The sequence below is a fragment of the Streptomyces spinoverrucosus genome (assembly GCF_015712165.1).
Taxonomy (GTDB): Bacteria; Actinomycetota; Actinomycetes; order Streptomycetales; family Streptomycetaceae; genus Streptomyces; species Streptomyces spinoverrucosus_A.
The window spans coordinates 1,551,490-1,572,603 of the sequence record NZ_JADPZX010000001.1; the positions used below are offsets into that span (position 1 = coordinate 1,551,490).

At 70.0% G+C, this 21,114-nt stretch carries 14 protein-coding genes; 8 read left to right on the forward strand and 6 right to left on the reverse strand.

Translation table 11 applies throughout. The features are described 5' to 3' along the window. Positions 1 to 181: 181 nt before the first annotated feature. Positions 182 to 1,504, reverse strand: a complete 1,323-nt coding sequence (locus I2W78_RS07105; RefSeq protein ID WP_196457912.1) for a radical SAM protein — start codon at positions 1,502 to 1,504, stop codon at positions 182 to 184. 218 nt (positions 1,505 to 1,722) lie between these two features. Between I2W78_RS07105 and I2W78_RS07110 the strand changes: the two genes are divergently transcribed. From I2W78_RS07110 to I2W78_RS07140, 7 genes are all read left to right on the forward strand, one after another. Next, positions 1,723 to 2,967, forward strand: a complete 1,245-nt coding sequence (locus I2W78_RS07110) for a D-arabinono-1,4-lactone oxidase (protein WP_196457914.1) — start codon at positions 1,723 to 1,725, stop codon at positions 2,965 to 2,967. 130 nt (positions 2,968 to 3,097) lie between these two features. Further along, a complete protein-coding gene (locus I2W78_RS07115) occupies positions 3,098 to 4,363 on the forward strand; it encodes an ROK family transcriptional regulator (RefSeq protein ID WP_196457916.1) in 1,266 nt (421 codons plus the stop codon). Positions 4,364 to 4,381: 18 nt separating this feature from the next. Beyond that, positions 4,382 to 6,211 (forward strand): glycoside hydrolase, encoded by a 1,830-nt coding sequence (locus I2W78_RS07120; RefSeq protein ID WP_196457918.1) that lies wholly within the window; start codon positions 4,382 to 4,384, stop codon positions 6,209 to 6,211. A 200-nt stretch (positions 6,212 to 6,411) separates the two neighbouring features. Further along, positions 6,412 to 7,677 (forward strand): ABC transporter substrate-binding protein, encoded by a 1,266-nt coding sequence (locus I2W78_RS07125; protein ID WP_196457920.1) that lies wholly within the window; start codon positions 6,412 to 6,414, stop codon positions 7,675 to 7,677. A gap of 23 nt (positions 7,678 to 7,700) precedes the next feature. Beyond that, the gene (locus I2W78_RS07130; RefSeq protein WP_196457922.1) at positions 7,701 to 8,669 is read left to right on the forward strand and encodes a carbohydrate ABC transporter permease; all 969 of its coding nucleotides are present in this window, start codon (positions 7,701 to 7,703) and stop codon (positions 8,667 to 8,669) included. Continuing rightward, positions 8,666 to 9,541 (forward strand): carbohydrate ABC transporter permease, encoded by an 876-nt coding sequence (locus I2W78_RS07135; RefSeq protein ID WP_196457924.1) that lies wholly within the window; start codon positions 8,666 to 8,668, stop codon positions 9,539 to 9,541. The genes I2W78_RS07130 and I2W78_RS07135 overlap by 4 nt, the downstream gene beginning before the upstream one ends. Positions 9,542 to 9,553: 12 nt before the next feature. Beyond that, the gene (locus tag I2W78_RS07140; RefSeq protein WP_196457926.1) at positions 9,554 to 12,421 is read left to right on the forward strand and encodes a glycoside hydrolase family 2 TIM barrel-domain containing protein; all 2,868 of its coding nucleotides are present in this window, start codon (positions 9,554 to 9,556) and stop codon (positions 12,419 to 12,421) included. Positions 12,422 to 12,478: 57 nt separating this feature from the next. Here I2W78_RS07140 and I2W78_RS07145 read toward each other — a convergent pair whose 3' ends face one another. Together I2W78_RS07145 and I2W78_RS07150 are read right to left on the reverse strand one after the other, a co-directional pair. Beyond that, complete coding sequence (locus I2W78_RS07145; RefSeq protein WP_196457928.1) at positions 12,479 to 12,991, reverse strand: hypothetical protein; 513 nt, start codon at positions 12,989 to 12,991, stop codon at positions 12,479 to 12,481. Continuing rightward, complete coding sequence (locus I2W78_RS07150; protein ID WP_196457930.1) at positions 12,988 to 14,691, reverse strand: PHP domain-containing protein; 1,704 nt, start codon at positions 14,689 to 14,691, stop codon at positions 12,988 to 12,990. Before I2W78_RS07150 ends, I2W78_RS07145 begins: the two co-directional genes overlap by 4 nt. 257 nt (positions 14,692 to 14,948) lie before the next feature. On the opposite strand from I2W78_RS07150, the gene I2W78_RS07155 reads away from it, so the two are divergent. Then, positions 14,949 to 16,268, forward strand: coding sequence for a jacalin-like lectin (locus tag I2W78_RS07155; RefSeq protein WP_196457932.1), 1,320 nt, complete (start codon positions 14,949 to 14,951; stop codon positions 16,266 to 16,268). A 162-nt stretch (positions 16,269 to 16,430) separates the two neighbouring features. Here I2W78_RS07155 and I2W78_RS07160 read toward each other — a convergent pair whose 3' ends face one another. From I2W78_RS07160 to I2W78_RS07170, 3 genes are all read right to left on the reverse strand, one after another. Next, the gene (locus I2W78_RS07160; RefSeq protein WP_196457935.1) at positions 16,431 to 18,137 is read right to left on the reverse strand and encodes a DUF2264 domain-containing protein; all 1,707 of its coding nucleotides are present in this window, start codon (positions 18,135 to 18,137) and stop codon (positions 16,431 to 16,433) included. A 63-nt stretch (positions 18,138 to 18,200) separates the two neighbouring features. Continuing rightward, a complete protein-coding gene (locus I2W78_RS07165; protein ID WP_196457936.1) occupies positions 18,201 to 19,220 on the reverse strand; it encodes a rhamnogalacturonan acetylesterase in 1,020 nt (339 codons plus the stop codon). A 480-nt stretch (positions 19,221 to 19,700) separates the two neighbouring features. Then, positions 19,701 to 21,113, reverse strand: coding sequence for an RICIN domain-containing protein (locus I2W78_RS07170; protein WP_196457937.1), 1,413 nt, complete (start codon positions 21,111 to 21,113; stop codon positions 19,701 to 19,703). Between the last annotated feature and the right edge of the window lies 1 nt (position 21,114).

A 21,114-nucleotide genomic window follows, 5' to 3' on the forward strand; every position in this document is an offset into this window, starting at 1 on the left:
AGTCTCCTGCATCATGCGAGGTCAACTCACCGTAGGGAAAGGGGAGTTGTGGGGAACCTCGGGGCAGGGCAAGAGCCTTTCACGCTTTCGACACAACTGACAAGCCAGGTATTCAAACTGCGGCGCCATCGGGGCGATGCGGCGTCCCCGCTCCGACGCGGGGACGCCGCCGCACCCTGGATCACGGGACTTCGACGGGCTCCTGTGCGGAAAGGCTGTCCATGAAGGAGCTGACGGAGAAGACCGCCTGGCCGGGGCCGGGCGGGCCGTAGCCGGGCGGGGAGGTGAGACCGAAGTCGTCCATGGTGGCGCGGTAGGCCTCCAGCAGGCGGATGTGGTACTCCAGCGGCGCGCCCTGCGGGTTGGCCTTGCCGAGCGGGGTCGTGGGCTCCGGGCACCACGTAGTAAACCGGGGCGTGATCCCGTGCGACATGAAGAAGCGCAGGCCCTCCGTCGTGGACGCGATGGCCTCGTCGACGGTGGTGAAGCCGAAGGGCTCCGCCATCTCCACGCCCGCCACGAAGTTGGGGATGACGTTGCGCGCGCCGAAGACCTCGGCCGAGTCGAGGATCCGCTTGTGCCACTCGTCGCGGCCGACGTAGCGCTCCTTGCCGGGGCAGTACATCTTGAAGAGGTACTCGTCCCACACCTCGTAGTTCGGGTGGTAGATCTGCACGCCGTAGTCCTTGAACCGCTGGACGTCGTCGCGCGGCAGCGCCTGGGCCACCACCTTGCCGATCCACCGGCCCGGGAAGCGCTCCTCGATGGCCTTGGCGTAGTGGCCGTAGAAGTCGGCCTCGTCGCGCCCGGCGACGGTCTTGGTGATGGCACCGCCGGTGAGTGTGTAGGCGGTGGACGCCTTGGCGGTGTCGTACCGGTTGATGATCTCCAGGGCCTCCAGGACCTCCTCGACGTCCTTGACCCCGGTGTACGGCCGCCCGGCCGCCTTGTGCTGGCGCCAGTTGTGGTTGATGTCGCAGTACTGGCACTCCTCCTTGGCGCCGAAGTACTGGCACACCCGGAAGACGGTCAGGTAGATGAGGTAGCCCCACTGAATGGTCGGGGCCACCTCCATCACGGACTTCCCGTTGGACAGCTTGTGCCGGTAGTACTCAGGCATCGGCGGCACACCCACGTCGGCGATCCGCCGGCCGTCGAGGTACAGCCCGAGCAGACCCTCCTCGTCCGCGGCGACCCGGTACGGCGAGGCCGGGTTCACCCGCACCGACACGACGGTCCGGCGCAGGTCGTACGGGCCTCCGGTGAGGATGATCTCCTCCGGCGGCCGGCGCAGCGCCGCCTCGCCCAGCTCGGGCAGGGTGCCGTGGTCGAAGGAGAAGATGAAGTACGACTTCGGCTTGACCTCGCCGCTCTCGTTGTCGCTGAGCGCGGACGGGTCGAAGGCGACACCGCCCCGGAGCAGGTCCTCTTTGAAGACCGCCTCCCGCGGCACGTGCGGGAAGCGCTCCATCAGATCCTCGACGAGCGCGGTGCGGCTGCCCATCTTCGTGTCTCCTCCCTGCGACGGCGTGCTGCGATGTTCGACTCCTCACGGTATGCCCACCGCCTCCGGAGCCGTGCAGGCGGGTCCGACGGGAGCGCCAGAAAAGGGCGAATCGGGCACGGAGCGGGGGCGAAACCACAGGTCGCGGGCGGTGGGCCGGTCACAGGTGATTTGCTGGTCCGTGACGTTGACTCGATTCATCGGGGAGGGGCGACCGCATGACCGGGACCGTGACCAACTGGGCGGGCAACATCACGTACACCGCCAAGGAGGTGCACCGCCCGCCCACCCTCGGCGCGCTGCGCTCGCTCGTCGCGGGCAGCGCGCGGGTACGGGTGCTGGGCAGCGGGCACTCGTTCAACGAGATCGCCGAACCGGGCCCCGAGGGCTCGCTGCTCTCCCTGGACGCCCTGCCGCCCGCGATCGACGTCGACACGACGGCCCGTACGGTACGAGTCTCGGGCGGCGTCCGCTACGCCGAACTGGCCCGCACGGTCCACGCACACGGCCTCGCCCTGGCCAACATGGCGTCCCTGCCGCACATCTCGGTCGCCGGATCGGTGGCGACCGGCACCCACGGCTCGGGGGTCGGCAACGCGCCCCTCGCCGCCGCGGTACGTGAGGTCGAGCTGGTCACCGGCGACGGTAGGACCGTCACGATCGCCCGGGGCGAGGAGCGGTTCGGTGGTGCGGTCACGTCACTGGGCGCGCTCGGAGTCGTCACCGCGCTCACCCTCGACCTGGAGCCGGCGTTCGAGGTGGAGCAGCACCTCTTCACGGAACTGCCGCTGCCCGGGCTCGACTTCGAGACGGTGATGGCGGCGGCGTACAGCGTCAGCCTGTTCACCGACTGGCGCGAGCCCGGTTTCCGGCAGGTGTGGGTCAAGCGCCGCACCGACCAGCCGATGCCCGACTTCCGCTGGGCCGCGCCCGCGACCGAGAAGCTGCACCCGGTGCCGGGGATGCCCGCTGTGAACTGCACGGAGCAGTTCGGCGTGCCGGGGCCCTGGCACGAGCGACTGCCGCACTTCCGGGCCGAGTTCACGCCGAGCAGCGGTGCGGAGTTGCAGTCCGAGTACCTGATGCCGCGGTCTTACGCCGTCGACGTACTGCACGCCCTCGACGCCCTGCGGACCGTCATGGCGCCGGTCGTGCAGACCTGCGAGGTGCGCACCGTGGCCGCCGACGCGCAGTGGCTGAGTCCCGCGTACGGGCGGGACAGCTTGGCGGTGCACTTCACCTGGGTCAAGGACACGGCACCCGTCCTCCCGGTGGTGCGGCGGCTGGAGGAGGCTCTGGACGCCTTCGACGCGCGGCCGCACTGGGGGAAGGTGTTCGCGATGCCGGGGCCGGTGCTGCGCGGGCGGTATCCGCGGCTCGGTGACTTCAAGGCGCTGGTCGGGGAACTCGACCCGGCGGGCAAGTTCGGCAACGCCTTCGTGCAAGCCGTCCTGGACCACTGACCTTCCCAACCCTCACCGACTTCCTACACCCCCTTTCCTAACCCCTTGTCGAAAGCCTGCGCACCCCATAGCCTTGCGCCGCGCCGGTGCCGATGTCGTCCCGGCCGGCTGAAGGGACGGGGGCAACTCGATGAAGCGCGGCACCTCACGTGACATCCGCACCGCGAACCGCTACGAGGTGCTGCGCCAGATCATCGCCGAGTCTCCCACCTCCCGGCAGGAGCTGGCCGCCGCGACCGGCCTGAGCCTCGCCACCGTCGCCACCCTGGTCGGCGAGCTGCTCGACCTCGGCATGATCACCGAAGTCGGTTTCGAGGACTCGGCGGGCGGCCGCCCGCGCGGGCTGGTGGCCGTCAACGCGTCCGGCGGCGCGCTGATCGGCGTCGACATCGCGGAGACGTACGTCCATGTCGAGCTGTTCGACCTCGCGCTGAACGTGCTGGCCCGCGCCGACGAGGACATGCGCCCCGGCGAGAGCCGCCCCGAGCAGGTGGTCGGCCATGTCGCCGCCGCCGTGGGCTCGGTGGTCGCGCAGGCCGGGGTCGAGGGCGCGCGCGTGCTCGGCGTCGGGGTGAGCGTGCCGGGGCAGGTGGACCGCGACACGGGCATCTCCGAGTTCGCGCCCAACTGGGACTGGCACGACGTACCCCTGCTGGACCTGCTCGCCGAGCACATCGCCTACCCCCTCCACCTCGACAATCCGTTGCGCGCCTGCGCCGTGGCCGAGCTGTGGTTCGGGGCGGCGCGGGGGCGCGGCGACGCGGTGGTGGTCAACCTCGGGACCGGGGTCGGGGCCGGGTTGGTCCTGGGCGGTGGGCTGCATCGCGGGGTCAGCAACAGCGCCGGCGAGTGGGGACACACCACGCTCGTGCTGGACGGCCGGCTGTGCCACTGCGGCAACCACGGCTGTGTGGAAACGTACGTGGGCGCTCCCGGCATCATGCAGCACCTGCGGGAGTTGAGCCCGGGCAGTCCGCTGCTGCACCCCGAGGACCAGACGGCCACCGTCGACGCCCTGGCCCGCGCGGTCGCCGCGCACGACCCGGTGGCCCTCAAGGTCGTCCGGGACACCGCCCGTTACCTCGCCGCCGGGATCGCCGACCTGGTCAATCTCCTCAACCCCGAAGTGGTCGTCCTCAGCAGCTGGGTCGCGGCCACCCTCGGCGAACCCCTCCTCACCGAGGTGCGCGAAGCCGTTTCCCGGCACGCGCTGCGGCGGCCGCTGGCCGCCACCGAGATCGTCCTCTCCCCGATTCCCACGGACCCGGTCTCCCTGGGCGCGGCGACGTTCGCGCTCGAAGGCGCGCTGCAGTCCGTGGGCGCCCCGAGGAAAACCGTCCAGTCCGCACGACGCACCACCACCCCCGCAAGGAGCCGTACCGCACCACCTTCATGACGACGGAAGGGATGCACGTTGCGCACCAGCAGATCGATTCTCCCGACAGCCGCGGCCGCACTGGCTGTCGCCGCAACCCTGATATCCGCACCGCCCGCAACCGCCGCCGACCCCGCCCCCGCCGAGGTCTCCCCACACGCCGCCCAGCGCATCGACAACATCGGCGCGTCCGGCGCCTGGTGGGTCAACGACCTCAAGAACTTCGACCCCGCGATCCAGGCCCGGGTGGCCAAGCTGCTGTTCTCCTCCCAGGGCCTGGACCTGAGCAGCTACCGCTACAACATCGGCGGTGGCGGCACCGGGGTCACCACTCCTTCCCGCGCCCCCGAGGACTTCCGCACCGCGGACGGCACCTACGACTGGAGCAAGGACAAGGGCGGCCGCACGTTCCTGTCGTACGCCGCGAAGTACGGCGTCGAGGACCTGATCGCCTTCGTCAACAGCGCCCCCGCCGAGTGGAAGACCAACGGCAAGAGCTGCGGCGGCTATCTGAAGACGGAGAACACCCAGGACCTCGCCGACTACATAGCCGACGTCACCGACCACTTCGCCGCGCGGGGCGCGAAGTTCGACTACATCAGCCCCTTCAACGAGCCCACCAACAGCTTCGACAGCTGCGGCCAGGAGGGCATGCTCGTCCCCGTCGACCAGCGCGACGACATCGTGCGGGCGCTGGGCGCCGAGCAGCGGTCCCGGCACCAGCGGACCGGCATCATCGCGGACGAGTCCAGCAGCACGGTCCAGTTCAACACCGAGCTCCCCGAGTGGATCGCGCAGCCGGACACCGCCCAGTACGTCTCCAAGCTCGCCCACCACACGTACAACAACCCCGGCGACGACCAGCGGGCGAAGATCTACGAGACCTCGCAGGCCGTCGGCAAGCGGTCCTGGTCGACGGAGATCTGCTGCTTCGGCAAGGGCGGCACCGGCTGGGCCCAGGAGTACGACCCGAGCATCGACGGCGGCCTGAACCTCTCCCGGATCATCCACAAGGACTTCGCCGTCGCCCACGACTCGGCCTTCCAGTGGTGGGTCGCGCTGTCGGAGATGATCGGCACCGATCCGTACACGAAGAACGACGCCGGCTGGAACGACGGCCTGATCTACTACGACCCGGACTACGCGACGAACGGCAACCAGACGCTGTACTTCACCAAGCGCTACTACGCGCTCGGTCAGTACAGCAAGTTCGTGAAGCCGGGCGCGGTGGCGCACAACGTGACGGGCGCGCCGAGCGGGGTCGAGGTCACCGCCTACGACCGCAAGGGCCAGTGGGTGGTCGTGGTCAACAACCACAACGCCACCGACACCTCGCTCGACCTGCGTTTCCACAGCGGGACGCCGCTGCGGGCGAGCAAGGCCGTGCGCACCTCGGCGACCGAGAACTGGGCGAACGTGGCGAAGCCGGCGGTGCGGGGCGCGACCGTTTCGGCAACGCTTCCGGCCCGTTCCATCACGACGTACGTCCTCGACCAGAAGGGCCACGGCGGTTCGCCCGTGACCGGTGCCTGGCAGGGCGAACACTCCCGCAAGTGCCTGACGGCGAACGCGTCCGGCGCCGCCATCGGCACCTGCACGGGCGGGCCCGAGCAGTCGTGGTCGTACGACGCCAGGGGCGCGCTGAAGTCCGCCAACGGGTATCTCACGGCAGGGAGTTCGGGCCTGTCGACCACCGCCTCGTTCAGCGGTGACGCCGCCCAGCGCTGGCTGCTCAACGGCAACGGGCAGATCGTGAGCGAGGCGTCCGGGAAGTGCCTGGACGTCAGCGGTCAGGCGACCGCCGACGGCGGCAAGGTCATCCTCTACAGCTGCACCGGCGGGTCCAACCAGGCCTGGTTCCGGCAGTAGTTCACCCTTCGGGCGGTTCGGCGGGCCGCCGGTGCGGTGGCCCGCCACTCCGTCACGTCCGGCATCCCGAACGTCACGCAACGTTTCGAACAGACTTCGTTCGACCCCTTGCCGAAGCCTTAGCCGAAGGTTAACGTCCGGCACCGCAAGGCCGATTGAGCCATTCGAGCCGCAGCCGCACAAGAGACAAGGACGTCACCATGTCGGCACTGAGCAACAGCAACTGGGACCGCCGATCCGTACTGCGGGCCGCCATGGGCCTGGCCGCCGCCGGCGGGCTGGCGGCGTGCGGGAGCAACAACGGGCGGGGCGGCGCGTCCGCTTCGGGCGAGAACCTGGTCCAGTACTTCCACGCGTACGGCGAGGCAGGGACCGAGCAGGCGATCAGGCGGTACGCGAAGGCCTACAAGGAGGCCGGCGTCACCACGCAGTGGATCACGGGCGACAACTTCGAGAGCAAGCTGTTCGCCTCGCTGCTCACCGACAAGGCACCGGACCTCTTCGAGTTCCACCCGCAGATCCAGCTCATCAAGAGCGGTCAGGTGGCCGACCTGAGCGACCTCGTCAACCCGGTCAAGGACGACTTCAACCCGGCCGACATCCAGTCGCACACGGTGGACGGGAAGATATACGGCGTCCGGATGATCGACGACCCGCAGTTCTTCTTCTACCGCAAGTCGATGTTCGACAAGGCGGGCGTCGGCGTACCCACCACGCTCGACGAGCTGCTCGACGCCGCGGCCGAGCTCACCACCGACAAGGTCAAGGGCATCTACCTCGGCAACAAACTGCACGCGATCGTCGACCCGCTGATCTGGTCGGCCGGCGCCCAGCACCTCGACGACGACAACCGGATCGCCTACCACACCGACGGGGTCGTCGAGGGCTTCACCAAGCTGCGCAAGCTGTTCACGGGTGGCGACCTGCTCCTGGACGCCCCGACCGACTTCTGGGACCCGTCCGCGCTGAACCAGGGCCTGACGGCCATCCAGTGGTGCGGCATGTGGGCGATGCCGCAGATGCAGGAGGCGCTCGGGGACGACCTCGGGATCTTCCCCTTCCCGAAGGTCACCGGCGCGGGCAAGCAGTCGGTCTACAACGGCGGCTGGTCGATGTTCGTCAACGCCAAGGGCCCGAACGTCGAGGCGGCCAAGGAGTACGTGAAGTGGCTGTGGATCGACCAGAAGGAGTACCAGGAGGACTGGGCGCTGTCCTACGGCTTCCACATCCCGCCGCGCACCTCGATCGCCGAGTCCGCCGACAAGCTCAAGTCGGGTCTGCCCGCGGAAGGCGTCAAGCTCTTCAACGAGTTCGGGCACTTCGACAACATCGGCTGGACCCAGGCCATGCGTACCGCGCTGGAGGACGTCATGGCCAACTGCGTCCGCAAGGGCGGCGACCCGGACTCCGAGCTCGACAAGGCGGACGCCAAGGTCGACCGCGAGCTGAAGAAGCTGTTCGGATAGGCCGGCGGACGGACAGCAGCGCGATGTCGACCACCACGACTCAGGGTGTCGCGAAGCCCCCCGCCCCGGCCCGGGCCGACGGGGCCCGGCCGCGGCGGAGGCTGCTCGGCAGCCGCACCTTCAACTTCTGGCTCTTCACCGGCCCCTTCCTCATCGGCCTGGTGATCTTCGTCTACGTCCCGATCCTGTGGAGTCTGTGGCTCTCCTTCTTCGAGGCCCGCTTCACGGTCACACCGAGCGAGTTCGTCGGCTTCGACAACTACGTGACGATGCTGACGGACGACGATTTCATGGGCTCGCTCGTCACCTTCACGGTCTTCGCCGTGATCATCGTGCCGACCACCTGGGCGCTCTCGCTGACGCTGGCGCTGATGGTGAACCGGCTGCGGTTCATGCGGGCTTTCTTCCGGTCGGTGTTCTTTCTGCCGACGGCGGTGAGCTATGTCGCCGCCGCGCTCATCTGGAAGATGTCCATCTTCAACGGCGTCCGCTTCGGCCTGGCGAACACCGTCCTCGGCTGGTTCGGCGTCGAGAACATCGCCTGGCTGGCCAACCCCGATCCGCCCTGGTACTGGCTGGTCATCGTGACCGTACGCCTGTGGCTCCAGGCGGGCTTCTACATGATCCTGTTCCTGGCGGCCCTGCAGAACATCCCGCAGGAGCTGTACGAGGCCGCCGCCATCGACGGGGCCAGGCCGGGCTGGCAGACCTTCCGTCACATCACCCTGCCCCAGCTGCGCGCGACCTCCACCGCCGTGATCCTGCTGCTGCTCGTAGCCGCCTACCAGGCCTTCGACGAGTTCTTCAACCTGATGGCGAAGACCACCTGGGGCCGCCCGCCGCTGGTCGAGCTGTACTACATGGCGCTGGGCGAGAACCAGGACTACGGCGCCGGCAGCGCGGGCGCGCTGATCCTCACGGTGCTGATCTGCATCGTGACCCTGCTCCAGGGCCGGATCATGGGCTTCGGACGCGGGGAGGAGTCCAAGTGACCGCCACCACGACCACACGCCCGCCGAACAAGCCGGGTCGCGGCCGGCGAGGCGTCGCCGGCTCCGCCGGGCTCTACCTCGCCACCGCCGTCGCCGCCTTCCTCTTCCTCGTCCCCTTCTACTTGATCCTCCGCAACGCCCTGATGACGGACCCGGAGATCACGGGCGAGGAGTGGAAGTGGTTCCCCACGGACATCCAGTGGGGCAACATCACCGAACCGTTCGACGACCCCTCGGTCGACTTCGCCCGCTCCCTGTGGAACTCGGCGATCGTCGGCGTGGCGCACACCCTCGGCACCCTGCTGGTCTGCTCACTGGCCGGCTACGGCCTCGCCCGCATCCCGTACCGACACGCCAACAAGATCTTCTACGCCGTTCTGGTGACGCTGATGGTGCCGACCGCCGTCACCTTCGTGCCGAGCTTCGTGCTGGTCTCGTCACTCGGCTGGGTGGACACATACCGCGGACTGATCATCCCCGGCCTCTTCAGTGGTTTCACCTGCTTCCTCTTCCGGCAGTACTTCCTGGGGTTCCCGAAGGAGCTGGAGGAGGCGGCGCGCGTGGACGGGCTCGGCTACTGGGGCGCGTACTGGCGGGTCGTCGTACCCAACTCGCTGAACTTCTTCGCCGCGATCGCGACGATCACGTTCATCAGCGGGTGGAACGCCTTCCTGTGGCCCCTGGTCATCGGCCAGGACCCGAGCGCGTGGACCGTCCAGGTGGCGCTCTCCTCGTACATGACCAACCAGACCGTCAACTTCCACCTGATCTTCATGGCCACCGCCATTTCCATCCTGCCCCTGGTGTTCGTGTTCCTCTTCCTCCAGCGCTGGCTGGTGCAGGGGATCGCGCAGACCGGCATCAAGGGCTGAGCAAGGAGACCGATGTCCCTCCGCACCACGACACCCGCCATCGGCTACGTCGAGGACGTCGCACCCGGCACCGGCGCCCTGCCGCCCCGCGCCTGGTACGCGTCCTCCGACGCCGCGTCCCTGTCCCTGGGCGGCAGCTGGCGCTTCCGCCTGTCACCGACCGCCGACGCCGAGGACGACTCCTTCGCCGGGCCCGGATACGACGCCGGGGACTGGGCGGAGGTCACCGTCCCCGGGCACTGGGTCCTACAGGGCCATGGTTCGCCCATTTACACGAACCACCTGTACCCGTTCCCGGTGGACCCCCCGCACGTGCCCACCGAGAACCCCACCGGCGACCACCTCCGCGTCTTCGACCTCCCCGACGACTGGCCGTCGGACGGCGGCGCCACCGTCCGCTTCGACGGCGTCGAATCCTGCGCCCGCGTCTGGCTGAACGGCACGGAACTCGGCGAGTTCAAGGGCTCGCGCCTGCCGCACGAGTTCGAGGTCGGGCACCTGCTGCGACCGACGGGCAACGTCCTGGCGGTGCGGGTGCACCAGTGGTCGGCGGGCTCGTACCTGGAGGACCAGGACCAGTGGTGGCTGCCAGGCATCTTCCGTGACGTCACCCTGCTGCACCGCCCGGCGAACGGCGCGCGCGACTTCTTCGTGCACGCTTCCTACGACCACCTCACGGGCGAGGGCACCCTGCGCGTCGACTCCGACGTGCCCGGCCGGGTCACCGTCCCGGAGCTGTCCGTCGACCTCGCCACCGGCGAGTCGGTCACGGTCGCCGTCGAACCCTGGACCGCGGAGACCCCGCGCCTCTACGACGGCGTACTGGCCACCGACGGCGAACGTGTTCCCCTGCGCGTCGGTTTCCGGACCGTTTGCCTCGAAGACGGCCTGCTCAAGGTCAACGGCAAGCCGATCCTCTTCAAGGGCGTCAACCGGCACGAGTGGCACCCCGAGCGCGGCCGCGCCCTCGACCTCGACACCATGCGCGCGGACGTGCTGCTGATGAAACAGCACAACCTCAACGCCGTCCGCACCTCCCACTACCCGCCGCACCCCGCCTTCCTCGACCTGTGCGACGAGTACGGTCTGTGGGTCATCGACGAGTGCGACCTGGAGACCCACGGCTTCGTCGAGCAGTCCTGGCGGGACAACCCCGTCGACGACGACCGCTGGACCCCGGCCCTGCTCGACCGTGCCGCCCGTATGGTCGAGCGGGACAAGAACCACCCGTCGGTCGTCATCTGGTCCCTCGGCAACGAGGCCGGCACCGGACGCGGGCTGACCGCCATGGCCGAGTGGATCCACGGCCGCGACGACTCACGCCTCGTGCACTACGAGGGCGACATCGACTGCCGTGACACCGACATGTACTCGCGGATGTACGCCCCCCACGCCGAGGTCGAGAAGATCGGCCGCCGTCTGGACGGCGGTACGCACAAGCGCCGCGAGCTCCCCTTCATCCTCTGCGAGTACGGCCACGCCATGGGCAACGGCCCCGGCGGCCTCGCCGACTACCAGCGGATCTTCGAGTCGTACGACCGGCTCCAGGGCGGCTTCATCTGGGAGTGGATCGACCACGGCATCAACCATCCCGAGCTGGGCTTCGCCTACGGCGGCGACTTCGGCGAGGAACTGCACGATTCGAACTTCGTCTGCGACGGGCTGATCTTCCCGGACCGGACGCCGTCGCCGGGTCTGACCGAGTACAAGAAGGTGATCGAGCCGGTCCGGATCGACGGCGACGGCCCGTCCGGCACGGTCCGTGTCACCAACGCGTACGACTTCGCCGACCTGTCCGCCCTCGCCTTCGAATGGTCCTGCCAGGTGGACGGCGAGACGGTCGAGTCGGGCCCGCTGTCGGTCCCGCCGCTCACACCGGGCGAGTCGGCCGACGTGAAGCTGCCCGCACCGCCCGACGCTCCGGCCGGTGCCGAGACGCAGTGGACGGTACGGGCGCTGCTGGCGCAGGACACACCGTGGGCCGAGCGGGGTCACCAGGTGGCCTGGGCCCAGCTTCCGCTCGGCAGGCGAGAGTCCCCCGCACCGGCCGCCACCCAGCCCCCCACCGTCGACGGACCCCTCGTCCGCCTCGGCCCAGCCACCTTCGACGCCCGCACGGGTACCTTGCGCACCATCGGCGGCGTCGAGATCGTGTCGCCACTCCGCCTCGACGTCTGGCGCGCCCCCACCGACAACGACAACGGCGCCCACTGGCAGCCCGACGCCCGCTACGGCCTGCTGTGGCGCAAGCTCGGCCTGCACCGGATGCGACACCGGCTGGACGGCGTCGAGTGGGACGACAACGCGCTGACGGTACGGACCCGGGTGGCGCCCGCGGCCGCCGAGGTCGCCCTGCGGACGGTGTACCGCTGGACAGCCGACGCAGACCGGTTGCGCCTCTCCGTTTCCGTGACGCCCGAGGGCGACTGGCGGCTGCCCCTGCCCAGGCTCGGCATCCGCTTCGGGCTGGCGTCGGCGGACGAGGTGACATGGTTCGGCGGCGGCCCCGGGGAGGCGTACCCGGACACCAAGTCCGCCTCGATGCTGGGCCGTTGGCACTCCACGGTCGACGAGATGCAGACCCCCTACGTCCGCCCGCAGGAGAACGGCGCCCGCGCCGACGTCCGCTGGGCGGAACTCGGTGGCCTGCGCGTCGAGGGCGACCCGGAGTTCTGGTTCACCGCCCGCCGCTGGACCACCGAGCAACTGGACGCCGCCGCACACCCGACCGACCTCACGCCCGGCGACACGGTGTGGGTCAACCTGGACCACGGCCAGATGGGCATCGGCTCCCAGTCCTGCGGCCCCGGCACACTCCCCCAGTACCACCTGCACGCACGACCCACCACGTTCTCCTTCACCTTCACGCAGACGGGCTGAGCGGCAGTATCGAGGTCCGGGCCCCTGACCCGGACCTTCCACACCACCGTGCGGCTCTCAGTGGTCGGCGCAGCAGGGTGTCGGGTCCGGGACCTCGAAGGGGGTCAGGGTGCCGCCGACGGCCGGCATGGCGGCGAGTATCAGCTCGCCGTTCTGCCACTGCGGTCGTACGTGGTCCCGGGTGACGACGGTGGTGTCCGGAGCCGGGGGCTGCGTCGCGCCGAGGACGGTCACACGGTCGATCGCGGAGCGGGACAGCAGCTCCGCGATCGACAGCGTGCCGGTGAGGTCGGCCGCGCCCGGGTAGAGCACGGCGCGGCCGACCTCGTCGGGGGCGCCGTCCAGCACCTCGTATCCCTTCGCCGTCAGCCACTCGCGGGCCGACCGCAGGACCGGCTCCGACGCCATCGCGAAGGACAGCGCGACCCGCGGCCGCTCGTCCCGGACGAGGTGCGTGCAGCCGAACGTGCCCTCGGGGAGGGCGAGTTCGGCCGCCAGCGTCAGGAGCAGGTGGTCGGCCGCGCGCAGGTCCTTCAGGCCCGCGTCGACGGTGAGGACGTACGGGGTCACGAGGGCAGGACCCACACCGGGTTGGAGTAGAACCACAGGTCCAGCCACGGGTCGGCGTCGCCGACGACGTCGAGCGCCGGGCCGGCCGGGTCGACGGCCGCGCCCATCGCGCCGACGGCCGAGCGGTTGCCGTCGGTGCCGCGCAGACGGACGTAGACCGGGCGGTCGACCTTGCCGAGGTCGTAGGTGAGGCGGACCGTGCCGGTCGACTTGTTCACCTCGTACGACTTCACGACCTTGGCCGTCGGCGCGGTGAACGTGTCCTTGTCCTTGACCTCGCCCGTCACATCGCCCTGGATGACGTCCACGCGGGCCAGCTTCGGCAGGAAGCCCGCCCAGTTGGGGCCTCCGGCCAGCGCCACGTCCACGGTCAGCGTGACGTTCGTGCCCTTGCGCACGTGCAGGGCGCCGCCCAGCGTGGCCCAGCGGCTGCCGCCGGACACCCGGACGTCGAGGCCGCCGATCAGCTGGCCGTGGTCGACCCAGATGCGGCCCGCGCGGATACCGTCCATGACGGCGGCGTACGAGAAGCCGTCGGCGCCGACGTGGGTACGGCTGTAGTAGCCGGGCCAGTAGTCGCCCTGGGAGACGTCGATCTTGCCGCCGTAGACCGGGTCGTCGTAACGGCCGTTGGCGTTGAAGTCGCCGCCGCCGCGCGCGGCGGTGTCGGCGTACACCTGGTGGGAGTCGGAGTTGGCGGTGATCCACCACGGCTTGCCCTCGGCGAGGAGGCTGTCCCACAGGCCGCCGACGGTGGAGGTCATCCAGTCGAAGCCGCCCCAGGTGCGGTAGCTCTCCGGCGGGTAGCCGGCGAAGGAGTTGGCGCTGGGGTTGTTGTCGTAGATGCCGCGCGCCCGGCCCATGCCGAGCGGCGCGGGGATACCGGCGGCCTGGTGGCCGGGCGCGCCCTCGAAGCCGATGGCGATCTGGTGGCTCGCGGGCGTGGCGTCACGCCAGGCGCGGATCTCGTGCGGGGAGTCGACGCCGCGCCGCGCCGGGTGGTTGGCGAGCATCAGCGCGTCCTTGACCTTGCGGCGGCGGACCTGCTCGCCGAGGAAGGCGAGACCGGCGACGGCCAGCGCCTCGTTGGCGGGCGTCGAGTCGGAGGCGCCCTTGACGCTGCCGTCGTAGTCGGTCTCGAACTGCTTGAGGACGGAGACCTCGTTCCTGCCGGGGTGCACGAACACCGTGCCGTGCTCGGCGGCCGGGATGTTCCACTCCAGGCCCTGGAAGACGAGGGTGTCCTCGTAGGCGGCGCGGGCCTGCTGGATGTCCGGGTTGACCTTCTCCACGCCTATCTTGGCGTGCGTGGTGCTGCCGTGGTCGGTGATGACCAGCCAGTCCATGCCGTGCTTGGCGCCCTGGCGGACCTGGTCGACGACGCGGTACTTGCCGTCGCTGCTGTACTGCGTGTGGATGTGGTGGTCACCGGCCAGCCACAGGAAACCCTTGCCGCGACGGCCGTTGGTGGCGGCGGCGGCCGGGGCGGTCCCGGCGGTGCCCGACAGTACGCTGCCGGCGGCCAGGCCCGCGCCCAGCAGACCGGCGCGGCGCAGCAGCGAGCGGCGCGACTGCTGCTCGGGCGTCAGGGCCTCGTCGGGCACGGAGGTGTCGAAGGCGGCGGGCAGAGCCGCGTGCTCGTGACCGTGGTCGTGCTCGTGTCCGTGATGGTGGTGCCCGTGTCCGTGGCTGTGCCCCATGATGCGCCTCCTGGAGACCGCTGCTGCCTTCCGCGGCGGTTGCCTTCTTACGACGCTGATGCGCCGCGTGAGGAGAATCGAGGCAGCAGATGAATTTGAACGACCCATGAGTGATCCCCGGACGTCATGGACACGGCCGCTCGTCCACACACCCGTTCCGTTTCCCCAACTGCCCTTGCCCGATGCAGAATTCACCCTCGAACCTGAACAGCGTTCATCTCCCGCTCGACTCCCACCCCCCGGAGCGACCCCCCATCATGAGAAGACTCATCGGCACCCTCGCGGCCGGCGCCCTGGCCCTGGCCGGACTCGTCTCCACCGGCGCCGCGCCCGCCTCGGCCGCCCCCACCGGCACCTTCGACGTCCTCACGTACAACATCGCGGGCCTGCCGCTCGGCCTCGGCGACAGCGACCCGGAGACCAACACCCCGCTGATCGGGCAGCGGCTGGGCGCGTACGACCTCGTGAACGTCCAGGAGGACTTCAACTACCACGCGTCGCTGTACGCCAACGACAACCACCCGTACCGCACCGCGACCAGCGGCGGCGCCGGGTTCGGGGACGGTCTCAACACCCTTTCCGACCACGCCTTCGAGGACTTCCAGCGGGTCGACTGGACGGACTGCACCGGTACGGACTGCCTGACCCCCAAGGGCTTCACGCTCGCCCGGGTACGCCTTGCCGAAGGCGTCTTCGTGGACCTCTACAACGTCCACACCAACGCCGACGTGACGGACGCGGCGCTGGCGGCCCGGCGCGCCAACTTCGCGCAGCTGTCGGACTTCATCCAGGCGAACTCCGCTGGCAACGCGGTGATCGTCATGGGTGACACCAACACCCGTTACACGCGGGCCGGCGACAACATCCGCACGCTCGTCTCCGACAACGGCCTCACCGACGCCTGGGTGGAGCTGGTCAAGGGCGGTACGCCGCCCGCGCAGGGCAGCGACGCGCTGGTCTGCGACGCGGCCGCCCCGACCAACGACTGCGAGGTCGTCGACAAGGTCCTCTACCGCGGCAGCGACCTGGTCAGCCTGGACGCAACCCGTTACAACAACGAGTGGCGCTCCTTCCTGCGCTCCGACGGCGAGCACCTGTCCGACCACTTCCCGCACACGGTCGACTTCGCCTACACCGTCAACCCGTCCCTGAAGGCAAGCGACTTCTTCGGCGGCCCGCACGGCACGGCGTTCAACGACGCGGACGACCTCCCGGCGACCCCGTCGCCCCGCGCCCTGACCCTGCGCGGCGGCGCCCGCCTCGACGCGGTCTCGCTCACGCACGACGGCGGTACGGTCCTCACGCACGGCGGTGCGGGCGGCACCGCCACCTCCCTCACCCTCGCCGCCGGCGAGCACCTCACCTCGGTGAAGCTGACGCAGGGCCAGAAGGACGGCCGCACCCGGATCTTCTCGGCCGCGTTCACCACGGACAGGGGCCGTACGCTCACGGCCGGCACCGCGACGACCGCGGCCAAAACGTTCACGGCCCCGTCCGGCCGGCAGATCGTCGGCTTCACGGGCCGCTCGGGCGACGAGATCGACAAGCTGGGTGTGCTGTACGCACCGATCGGCTGATCCGGCGTTCCCTCCGAAGCACTTGGCGTGCCCGCCGGAACCGTCCGGGTCCGGCGGGCCGTCCCCGCCGACGGCCACGGTGGAGTGCCCGTGAAGGGGGTCATGCCGTCACGGCAGGCACCGATCGTTTCGGTGTCGGCCGACGTCTCGCGGGGATACGGCTCACACGGGCGTCACCGTCCACAAGTCCGCGGATCGCTCGGCCGACTTGACGAAGCGGAAGCGGGCGGCAGGTCCGGAGGACCACCGCACGTGCAGTTCGTAGGCATCGCGGACGTCCACCGAGACCAGCCGCGGGAGCGGTTCCGGGTCCGTGTCCGCCGTGAGGCGCGCCAGGGCGACGAACAGGGCAGGAGTGTCGGTGACGGTGCCGGTCAGGGTGTCGTCGAGGCCGATGACGGGGACGAGTTCGGCGCGTACGCCGTCCTTCGCCGCCCACCCCGTGACCCGTACCGAGGTCCCGGCCGCCGCGCCGGCCACCAGATGCGCGCGTACCTCCACCGCACCCTCGGCGACCACCAGGCTCGTGACCCGGATCCCGTCACTCACGGTGTGCAGGGAGGCCGCCCAGCCCTCCCCCACCCCCAGCGGCACGATCCCCGTCCGGCTCGCGTCGCCCCCGACGATCACGCTGTTGTCGTACGACGCCGAAGGCTCCGTCACGGTCGAGTAGGCGAGGCGCGTGTAGTACGGGTCGTAGCGCACGTCCTCGCTGCCGTGGTTGTGGAGCCGGACCACGCCGTCCGAACGCGTGGACTGCAACAGCCAGTTGGGCGGGCCGACCGGCGTGACCGCGTCGGCCCGCTCCGCCGGACCCGGTTCCTCCGTCGCCGTCCACACCTCGTGGTCGGCGGGCAGCAGCAGCCCGAGGAAGCCCTTGCCGACCCAGTACGGGGACGCCGGTCCCGAATAGCCTTGCAGCAACGCCGCATTGGGGCCGTGCCAGCCCAGGGTCAGCAGGCCACGGTCGTCCACCGCGCCCCGGTCCAGGAAGTAACGCAGCGCGCCCGACGCCAGCCGCCGTGTCTGACCCGGCGACAGCGGGGTGTGGCCGGTGAGCGCGCCGAGCCACAGCGGGGCCGTGGTGGCGAAGCGGTAGGTGAGGGAGCGGCCCTGGTGCATCGGGGCGCCGTCGGCCCCGAACAGGCGGGCGTAGTCGGCGAGGTGCCGGGAGAGCCGGCCGCCGTACAGGTCCAGCAACCGTTTGTCGTCGGCGAGCCAGGCGTGCAGGACCGGGTAGAGGTGCATCGCCCAGCCGTTGTAGTAGTCGAACTTGCGCCCGTCCCCGTCGGTGTACCACCCCTCCCCGACGTACCACTCCTCGATGCGTTCCAGCCCGCGGTCGATCGCCTTGCGGGACGCCGCCGTCTCGTGGCCGATCTCCTGGAGGAAGCCACCGACCGTCACCGGAAACAGTTCCCAGTTGCACGGCCATGGCTCCGCGGTGAGCGCGTCGGCGAGCCAGGCGGCCGCCCGCTGACGTACGCCGTCGTCCAGCCGGTCCCACAGCAGGTCGCGTGTCAGGCGCAGCGCGAGGGCGATGGACGCCGCCTCGACCAGGGGCTGGCCGCGGTCGGCGATGCGGGGCCAGACGCCGGACACGCCGGCGGCGAGTCCCTCGGCGTACCGTTCGAGCGCGGTCCCGTCCCGGCGGAAGGCCGCGAGCAGCAGCGTACGGGCGTAGCCCTCCAGGCCGTCCGAGAGCCTGCCGGACCAGCTGGTGTGGTCGCCGGGCAGGTCGTAGAGGGCGTGGTCCTCGGTGGCGTAGGGCTCGACGGCGGCGAGCAGGGCGTCGGCGGCGGCCTCCCAGTGGGCGCGCGTGTAGCCGGTGTACGGGCTCGGGGCGCGGTCGTCCGGGGGCAGATCCATCGGCAGGTCGTCCTTCCAGCTGGGCCTGGGGTGCCCCGGTTCCGGTCGGGGCACCCCAGGAGTTCATCCCACCCGCGCCCGGCCCTGCGGCACCAGATGCTGAGCGGTGAGTTCGTCCCGGACCAGGCCCGCGTAGACCGTGGCGCCGTACACGGAGGTGTGCGTGTTGTCCCGTTTCTCGTTGTAGAGGTACAGCGCCTTGGACGCCTCGACGCCCAGCGTCTCCACCAGCGTTTTCGTCTTCGCCGTGAGGTCGATGAGGGGGACGTCCTTGGCGGCCGCGACCGAGCGGGTGACGGCCGGGTGGTCGACGCCGAGGCCGTTGACCAGCAGGGCGGTGCCGTTGTTCAGGGTGCCGTCGGCGTTGAACCAGCGTCGCACGATGGGCGTGACCAGCACCGGGCGACCGCCCTCGGCGCGGACGCCGTCCACGAGTGTTTCGAGGTTCGCCCGGTAGGTGGGCTCGTCGGTGGTCTTGTCGTTGTGGGCGAGCTGGACGAGGACGAGGTCGCCGCGGCGGATCCGCGGCTGGACGGTGGCCCACAGCCGCGGGTTCTGCAGGTAGGTGACCGTGCTCTCGCCGGAGTCGGCGTGGTTGGCGACGGAGACGCCCTTGCGCAGGAACTGCGGGAGTTGCTGACCCCAGCCGGAGTACGGGGCGCCGGGCTGGTCGCAGACGGTGGAGTCGCCGATGAGGAAGATCTGGCGGGTGTGCCGGGCCGGGGTGACGTCGATGTCGGCCAGGGCTGGGGCGGAGCCTTGGAGTCGCAGGTCCAGGCCGGGGGTGCCGTCGGCGCCCGTCGGCTCGCCCTCCGGGGTGCGGACGTTCACCGTGAAGCTGCGGGTGACGCGCTCGCCGGCGGCGACGACCGTCTCGGGGAGCAGGGCGCGCCGGGTCTCGCCGCTGATGCTCGTGCTCGACGCGGCCTCGCCGCCCAGGACGACCTTGACGTCGTAGGTGCCGGGCGGGACGTCGAAGTGGCAGGCGGTGGCGGTGCAGTCGGCGTGGGCCTGGGCCGGTACCGCCGCCAGCAAGGTACCCACGGTGGCGGCCACCAGTACGGCGGCGCTGAAACGTCTCATACGCGACTCCTCAGTCGGACGGACCCGGTGTGCGCCTGGACCGTACCCGTTTCGGCAAGCGCTTTCTAGATGGGGGCGTCAGTTCAGAGAACTCATCAAGGCCGGAGTAGATCAACGCGATGCGACCCTTGGGGAAGCCCAGTGATGTGGCCTCCCCCGTATAGAGCGCCACCAGCGAGTCGGGCCCCCTCCACCAGGTGTCCGCCAGGCCCATCACCTCGCGCACCGGCTCGTAGTCGTCCAACTCGATGCCATCGACGTCATCGCCGACGCCGGTCGATCACCGCTGCGGGGACGTCTCGCTCAAGCCACCACTGCCTGTGATCCTCGACGGGCCGAACGTCGACCTTGACGCCGTGCACGCCCACAAACGATCGAGCTCGTCGGGTCAGGCCATCGGATACGTCGTTGATGAGGCGGACATTCACCGGAGGGACGCTACCCAGTAGCCGTCGGGAGAGCGCGCCCCGGGCCGTCCCGTCAGGTTCCGCGTGTCCACTGCTGGTTCGGACCTCCGTTGCAGGTGTACGTGATCAGCGCGGCGGAGTTGGCGGTGGACGCGCCGTTCACGTCCAGGCACTCGCCGGTGGCCCTGGACCTGATCAGCCAGTAGCTGCCTGAAGCGGTCACGCTCCACTGCTGGTTGGTGGCCGCGCCGGCGCAGTTCTGCTGGGTGACGCCGGTGGCGTTCTCGGTCAGGCACAGGCTGCTGTTGCGGACCATCAGCTGGTGGTAGCCGCTGCCGACGGACCTGAACCAGAACTTCTGGTTGTTGCCGCCGTTGCAGGTGTACTGGCTGAGCGCGGCGCCCTGCCACAGTGACTGGTTCGGCACGTCGGCGCACTTGGCGCTGTGCCGGGCGATCAGCGTCTGGTACGTGGCGGCGGTGCCGCTCGCCGTGCCGGTCGCCGCGTCGACGGTGACCTCCGGAGACCAGGACATCGACATCGAGGTCGAGGTGGGGAAGGTCAGCGGCAGCCAGACGTAGCGGGAGTCGTTGACGGTGCCGCCGAAGGAGTTTCCCCAGCGGTCGCCCAGGTAGAGGTACGAGGTGGTCGAAGTGCCCTGCACGGGAAGGACGTACGTCGTCTGCGATCCGTAGGCCGTGGAGTCGCCGGCGTTGGTCATCGCGGTCCAGGGGCCGGTGATGCTGGTGGCGGTGGCGTACCGCTGCTGGTTGGGGCTCCAGCCGGTGGCGCCCGAGGTGAGCATGAAGTAGACGTTGCCCCGCTTGAACAGCGCGGGGGCCTCGCGGTGGCCGCCGTGCCAGGGGTCGGCGACCAGGGCGGCGATGCCCGTGTAGTCGCTGGTCAGGCGGTAGATGTGCAGGTCGTGATTCTCGCGGGCGGCGGAGACCATGTACCCGGTTCCGTCGGTGTCTACGAAGACCGTGATGTCCCGGGACATGTGCTGACCGAGTGGGCGGAAGCTGCCCTGCCAGGTGTAGTCGCCGTCGACGGTGTCCGAGACGGCGACGGCCGCGCGGGCCTCGCTGTAGTCGGAGCCGTTCTCCTTGTGCATCCACATCACGAACTTGCCGGTGGCCGCGTTGTACATGACCTTCGGCCGCTCGATGTTGGCGACGGCCAGCTCCGGGTCGGTGGACTGGGTCAGGACGTGGTTTCTGAACTCCCAGTTCTTCAGGTCGGTGGAGCGGTAGGCGTCCACGTACCGGAAGGTGTTGTCGGCGTTGCGGTGCTCGCCGAACCAGTAGTAGTGAGCGCCGACCTTGATGACGCCGCCGCCGTGGGCGTGCACGGGGTTGCCCGACGTGTCGGTGAACTGCGTACCGTTGGTGATCGTCTGCGGGGCGGCGCTCGCCGGGGCGGCGGTGACCAGAGTGCCGGCGAGGGCGCAGCACAGCGCGAGGAGGATCGCGTACCCGCGTCTCATC